The sequence below is a fragment of the Limnoraphis robusta BA-68 BA1 genome (assembly GCF_034932365.1).
Lineage (GTDB): Bacteria > Cyanobacteriota > Cyanobacteriia > Cyanobacteriales > Microcoleaceae > Capilliphycus > Capilliphycus robustus.
The window spans coordinates 116,033-122,943 of sequence record NZ_JAYGHR010000067.1; the positions used below are offsets into that span (position 1 = coordinate 116,033).

Consider the following 6,911-nt stretch of genomic DNA (forward strand, 5'->3'; position numbering starts at 1 on the left):
AACTATCTATTTAAACCCCTTCTCCTTGCGGATCAGAAGATTGATCAATTCGCAATGCTTCATCAGGCGTTGTAGTTTCTGTCACTTCAGCATCACCATTAGACTGAGAATCTGGGGTTTTCCCATTCCCCTGATGATTTTTCTTTCTCCTTTTCAATAAACCTCTACGACCACCATTAGAACCGTTTCCATCATCAGTGTCATCTTGATCCGGCTTTTCCCCTTTTAATAAACGCGCCTCTAAATTTTTCACCGCAATAAACAGGTTCGGAGTAATCAACAAGCTTAACACCGTTCCGACTAACATCCCTCCAAAAATTGCCGTTCCCAACGACCACCGACTAGACGCACCCGCTCCCGATGCCACCACCAACGGCCAGAACCCAATTAGAGAAGAAATCGCCGTCATTTGAATCGGTCGAAACCGTTGTTCTGCCGCTTGCACGGCAGCTTTATTAATACTCAGTCCTTTGTCACGTAATTGATTAGCAAACTCCACAATCAAAATAGAGTTTTTCGACGCCAAACCAATCAACATCACCAACGCCACCTGACAGTAAACATCGTTGACTACTACAGGCCAGATGCTTCCGGCCATCAAAATATTAGAACGTAACCACACCGCAGACAGCGCACCCAAAACCGCCAACGGCACCGACAGCATAATAATCAACGGGTCAATATAGCTTTCGTACTGCGCCGACAGCACCAAAAACACCATCACAAACCCCAAACCAAAAATAATCGGAGCCGCACCCCCAGAAGATTGTTCTTCCAGCGCACTCCCTTGCCACGCATAGCCAAAACCAGGGTCTAGCACTTCAGCAGCAGCTTGTTCGAGGGCGGCGATCGCTTGTCCGGTACTAAAACCCGGAGCCGGATTCCCTTGAATCAGCATTGAGCGGAAAATATTAAAACGGGTAATCGTTTCCGGGCCAACGAAATCTGTGATTCTAATCAAACTGCTCAACGGAATCATCTCATTGTTGAGAGAACGGACGTAGAGTTTTTCAAGATCCTGCGGTGAAGATCTCGACTCCGATTGCGCCTGTACAACCACCCGATATTGTCGCTGTCCTAAAACAAAGTCATTAATGTAAGCCGAACCCAGATAAGTTTGTAACGTTCTAAAAATCTCACTAATATCAACATTCAAAGTTTTGGCGCGATCGCGCAGCACTTCGATTTGTTTTTGAGCCTTACTTGCCGTAAATTGACTAAAAGCCGCTCCGACAGCCGGATATTGACCCGAGTTGAGCGCTCCAATCAAGCGATTTCCATTATCAATTAGAGCCGAAATCGGTAAGTTCCCGGTGCGATCTTGGAGTTGAAATTCAAAACCCCCCGTACTACTCAACCCCTGTACAGGCGGTGCATTCACCGCAAAGGCTCGCAGGCCTGGAATGCTTTGCAAAGATCCGTTAATTCTTCTGAGGATACCGTAGACTGACTGATCGGGGGTCGGACGTTCTGACCAAGGTTTGAGCGGAACAAACATAATCCCCTGACTTGGGTTGACCCCAGTAAAACTAAACCCAGCGATCCCAAATGTAGCCAGAACTTCGGGAATTTCTAATACTTTTTCGGTGATTTGTTCGGCGGCTTCTGCCGTATAGTTGAGCGATACCCCATCCGGTGCTTGATAAATAATAATGAAATATCCCTGATCTTCTTCGGGTACAAATCCTGAAGGCACCCATTGATACATAAAAACAGTGAGTACCAAACCTGCCACAAAAATACCCATGATCAGGGTATTAATCCTAACGAGAAAATTAACCGTTTTAGCGTATTGATTTTGAACCCAGCCAAACCCCTGATTAAACTTTCTAAATAACAATCCTAAAGGCCCTTTTGTTTGATCTTTCGGACGCAGAAGCACGGCTGACATACTCGGCGAAAAACTCAGAGCGTTAAAGGTCGAACAGGCAACAGCAAAAGCAATCGTTAAGGCAAATTGTTTAAAGATAATTCCAGTTGTTCCCGGAAAGAATGACACCGGAATAAACACCGCCATCAACACCAAAGAAGTCGCAATCGTTGCACCCGTCAGTTCTTGCATGGCATCCAGGGCGGCTTGACGGGGTTTCATTCCCTGTTCGATTTTTTGAGAAATAGCCTCTACAATCACAATCGCATCATCCACTACTAAACCCGATGCGAGTGTACAAGCAAATAGCGTTAGGGTATTGAGTTCAAATCCCATAACTTTTAACCCCGCCATTGCCCCAATTAACGCCACTGGAATCGCCACAGCCGGAATCAAAGTCGTGCGCCAATCTTGTAAGAAAATAAAGATAATTAAAATAACTAAACCAATCGCTTGAACTAGGGTGACAACCACTTCTTCTAAAGAAGCCGAAATAAACAACGTTGTGTCGTAGGGAATTTCATAGTTGAGTCCTGGTGGAAAACTTTTACTCAACTCCGCCATCGTTGCTTTCACCTGATCCGCAACCTCTAAGGCATTACTGCCAGGGAGTTGATAAATCCCGATCCCAACGGTTGGTTGACCTTTAAAAGTCGCTACAGTATCATAATTCTCCGCCCCTAGTTCTGCTTGTCCAACATCTCGCAGTTGAACGAGGGTTCCATCCTCCCCAACTTTTAACACCAATTCTTCAAATTCTTGCACCCCACGCAAACGACTGCTTGCTTGTAGGGGGATTTCAAAGCGTTGATCCTCTGGTGCAGGACTCTGACCCAGTTTTCCCGCTCCGACTTGGATATTTTGTTCTCGTAGGGCATTGGCAACATCTTGAGTGGTTAATCCCCGTGCGGCCATCCGTTGGGGATCAAGCCAAATTCGCATCGCATATTTCCGTTCCCCAAAAATCGACGCCTCACCGACCCCAGTTACTCGCCTAAGCTGGTCTATAACGTTCAAATCCAGGTAGTTACTCATAAAGATATCGTCGTAGAGATATCTGCCGTTATCATTGGTATCTGAGTAAAACGCGACGACAAGCAGAATACTCGGAGAAGAAGAGGCCACCGATATTCCGGTTTGTCGAACGGACTCTGGTAAAGTGGATTCGGCTTGAGAGACTCTGTTTTGAACGTTTACTTGAGCGATGTCTCGATCCACATCAACCGGAAAAACCACCGATATATTAGACACCCCGTTATTTCCGGTATTGGAGGAGATATATCTCATATCCTCAACCCCGTTAATCTCCCGCTCTAAAATTGTAGAGACGGTGGTTTCAGTCGTCTGAGCATCTGCCCCAATATTCACCGCCGTCACGTTAATTTGGGTGTTAGCAAGTTGGGGTAACTGAGTAATCGGCAGCAGGGGAATACAAACTGTCCCGACTAAAATAATAATAATCGTGCAAACCGTTGTTAAAACGGGTCTTTTAATAAAGGTGCTAACAAATAACAGCATAAAGAATATAGGGGTAGATGAGTATCGGGGTTAGGGGTGCCGATGGTTAGCGATCGCGGTTACTTAATGTTCAAATTGTCTAGATGAGCTGAATTTTTGAATGGATTAATCCTATATGTTATCTGAATAATTAGAGAATTTTTTCAAAAGCAGCGATTTCCCCCTACAAGAATTGCCTTCTAGTTTACCAGACTCATTGACTTTCTATAGATTCTGCACTGAATGGGTTGACTCTAAAATAAGCAGCTTTGCCTGGGGGATTGACTCATTAATCTTGAACAAGTCCCCCCAGTCAGAACAAAGCCGGATTCATCAGCAACTATTTCAACTACTCAGACGGTGATGCTGACCCCGGTGCGGCTTTGGGTTGTTCAGCTTGTTGACCCGCAACTGGTGTACCGTCCCGCAGCTTAATCACTCCTTCGGTGACAATGCGATCGCCTGCCTTTAAACCGGATAAAACTTCAAAGCTTTGACCTTGAATACTTCCTAACTGAACGGGTATTTGTTTGGCAATCAGCATTTGCTGACCCTCTTGATTTTGTTCTTCAACGACAAACACAAAGCTTTGATCCCCAATCCGACTAATAGCCGTCGTCGGAACCGTAATACCTGCAAGTTGTTCCCAAATCACTCTAGCACGAACAATTTGGTCAGTTCGCAGTTTGTTATCTTGATTGTTATAAATCGCTTTGACTAAAATCGTTTGAGTTCCAGTTCCCGCACTCGGAGAGATATAGGACACTCGACTACTACCAATCAGTTCACCCGTATCTTGACTAATCACCTCAACGGGTGTCCCGACTCTAATTTGAGATAATCGTTGAACAGGAATATTGATACTCACTTCTAGCCGCTCATTTTGTCGAATACTCGTTAGAGTGGTTTGGCTATCAACGAAGTCTCCCACTTTCACCGGAAGCTCACCCACAATCCCAGAAATCGGAGCATCAACATTATAATACTCAAGCTGAACTTGTTGACCTGTCGCATCTGCTTGGGCTTGTTCAATTTCCCGTTCTAAGCGATTCACCTCAGCCTGTTGAGCATCAATCACCTTTTCCTGACTCGCAATTTGAGCGTCTAGAGTCGCGACTTGGCGTTCAAAAGCTTGTCCGGCACTCTCAACCCTCGCTTGAGCCGCTTCGATCCGGCTTTGCTGAGTGCTAATCTGAGCTTGTAAGGTACTAACCTTCCGCTCTAGATCCTGCTGAGAGGCTGAAACTTGCGCTCTGACAGATCGCACGGTATCTTCTTGTTGAGCAAGCGCCGCTTCAGCTTCTCGAATCTCACGCAAACGTTGATCATAGGCTTCTGAGGAAACAACGCCTTCTTCCCACAGCTTTTCATATCTCTCAAAAGCACTGTCCCGTTCTTCTTTGACAACGGCTCGACGATCACGCTCTCGATTGGCTGCTCCAAGTCGTTCTTGAGCATCTCTCAAATTTGCCTTTTCTGAGATAAACTCCAACTCAAACTCTAGGCGTTGCTTCTCTTGTCTTTCGGCTTCTAAAGTTTGTTGAGCATCTCTTAAATTCGCTTCTTGAGATTGATAGCTTAACTCCGCTTGTAATCTTGTTAATTCTGAGCGTTGAGAGTCTAAATTCGCTTTTGCACTTTCCAGTTGAGCGCGTCTAGATTCAACAGCAGCGAGTCGGCTTTCCAAATTAGCTTGCTGTTGAGACGGATCAATCAACATCAGCCGATTTCCGACTGAGACGCGATCGCCCAACCTTACAAAGACTTGTTTCACCAAACCACTAACCCGAGGTCTAATCACCGCATTTTCCACCCCTTCAACTCGCGCTACAAACTCGGTGCTATCTCTAACTTGGGTTGACTCAACTCGACCAATACTGACAACAACGGGTGGAGGTGCCGCCGCTTGGGGTTTATCTGCACAGGAAGTCAGGAGTAGAGTTCCCAGTAACAGAGGTAATGATTTGTTCCAGTGTATTGTGTTATCCATAATCTTAAATATTGTTTTTGAAGTTAGGTTCATCGAATTTCCTTTGGCATACTTCTTACTTACTTTTTAAACTGAGATCGAGTCAGAATCGACTACAGCCTGATTGTCTTAATTTGTCTTTAACACTATATGAACTCCTCCCCTCACTATCTTTTTGAGAGAAATATTAACCGCAATACCTCTGACCCTCATTCCAGGTCTTGCTTACAGACTTGAGATTTTTTGTGGGGAAAAATCAAACTATGTAGTCTAGTATAATGAAAATGATCTTCAATTGGAACGGTAGGACAATTTTTATCATCCGGTGAACGTCCATCATCCAAATCCCTTGCGGTTTCTCAGGCTTCGGATTGCTGCTGATTGACTTGAGTTTGACCAGGAGTAGGAGTTTTAGGCGATCGCACACAGAGATAGAATAAAGGCCCCAGCAAGGGAAGTAAAGCGACTCCCCAAAACAAAAGCTGATTGTTCATTCCCCGTCGCGTCATATCATCGCCCAGCAAAGCCGGAAATAGCAGACACAGCAGACAAAAATCTAAACTCATCACATGAATAAACCGACTGGTTTGCCATTGCTGAATAAAATCTGACCCATCTCCGCCATTTAAACCATAGCCGATCAGAGTCAGTGTGCCTAAAGTTAAAATAACACCCGTAATCCGAGAGTCAAATATTTTTAAGAAGAAGTTCTGATCCCCGGAATATTCGGGTGAGGGTTGACGTAAAGCCAGATAAGGGAGTATCGCAAACGCCCCCACCCCAAAAGAAGCGATCGCAAACGGCCAAGCCCGTAGGTTTTGATCCTGACCCTCAAAAACCAATAAACTGCTGTAAATTATCGGCCAAATTCCCATTAAATTAAAAAGGGCAACAATCAGAGGGTTAATTCCCTGCCAGTTGCCCGTTGATAAATTTTTAATCAGAGTTAAAGTGTCGGGTTGATCAGGCGGAGCCAAGGTAAAGGCGTAGGCAACAAACCCAATCCACAACAATCCAAAAAAGACTTTTCTAAACATGAATAGAGCAAAAGTATTAAGGGATAAATCGATCTAAAGCCGATTTCAACTGTTCGATCTCACCCTCGATATTACCTTCTTTTGCCGCTCTGGCAACACATTCACTTAAATGTTCGTCTAGGATAATTCGTGCTACCCGGTCTAATGCTCCCCGAATCGCTGCGATTTGTACTAAGACATCGGGACAAGGATCACTTTCGGCGACCATTCTTTTGACCCCTCGGATATGCCCTTCAATCCGAGACAAACGATTCACAATACGGCGCAGAGATTCTTCACTGTGAACATGGGAATGTCCCTGTGCCTTTCCATTGTGAACGTGTTCGGCTTGATGATTGTGCTGTTCTAACTGGGGGTCTGATCCAATCATGCGTTATTTTTGACAACAATGAGTAGCGTTCTCAATCTTTATTTTGACATACTCCCCATTTCTAAAGAAAGGGGATTCTCCAAGCCTCACGGCTTTGGATTACTGATTCATTGACAACCCTTACAGCAAGCTAGTTTCCTAACCTACTCCAGAGGGGTGAGTCTCCCC

4 protein-coding genes are annotated in these 6,911 nt (G+C 45.0%); all 4 read right to left on the bottom strand.

Annotated features, from left to right (window positions below; translation table 11 throughout):
• Positions 1-10 precede the first annotated feature (10 nt).
• Positions 11-3,388, bottom strand: a complete 3,378-nt coding sequence (locus VB836_RS18305; RefSeq protein ID WP_323221345.1) for an efflux RND transporter permease subunit — start codon at positions 3,386-3,388, stop codon at positions 11-13.
• 328 nt (positions 3,389-3,716) lie between these two features.
• Positions 3,717-5,357 carry an efflux RND transporter periplasmic adaptor subunit gene (locus VB836_RS18310; protein WP_323221347.1) on the bottom strand — a complete coding sequence of 547 codons (1,641 nt, stop codon included), beginning with the start codon at positions 5,355-5,357 and terminating at the stop codon, positions 3,717-3,719.
• Between the two features lie 338 nt (positions 5,358-5,695).
• Complete coding sequence (locus VB836_RS18315; protein WP_323221349.1) at positions 5,696-6,373, bottom strand: DUF2834 domain-containing protein; 678 nt, start codon at positions 6,371-6,373, stop codon at positions 5,696-5,698.
• 16 nt (positions 6,374-6,389) lie between these two features.
• Positions 6,390-6,743, bottom strand: a complete 354-nt coding sequence (locus VB836_RS18320) for a metal-sensing transcriptional repressor (protein ID WP_046279600.1) — start codon at positions 6,741-6,743, stop codon at positions 6,390-6,392.
• Positions 6,744-6,911: the final 168 nt, after the last annotated feature.

Bases quoted from the DNA above. Each gene is read 5' to 3' on its own strand.
- VB836_RS18305 (WP_323221345.1), bottom strand. From the start codon at position 3,388: ATGCTGTTATTTGTTAGCACCTTTATTAAAAGACCCGTTTTAACAACG.
- VB836_RS18315 (WP_323221349.1), bottom strand. From the start codon at position 6,373: ATGTTTAGAAAAGTCTTTTTTGGATTGTTGTGGATTGGGTTTGTTGCC.
- VB836_RS18320 (WP_046279600.1), bottom strand. From the start codon at position 6,743: ATGATTGGATCAGACCCCCAGTTAGAACAGCACAATCATCAAGCCGAA.
- VB836_RS18310 (WP_323221347.1), bottom strand. From the start codon at position 5,357: ATGGATAACACAATACACTGGAACAAATCATTACCTCTGTTACTGGGA.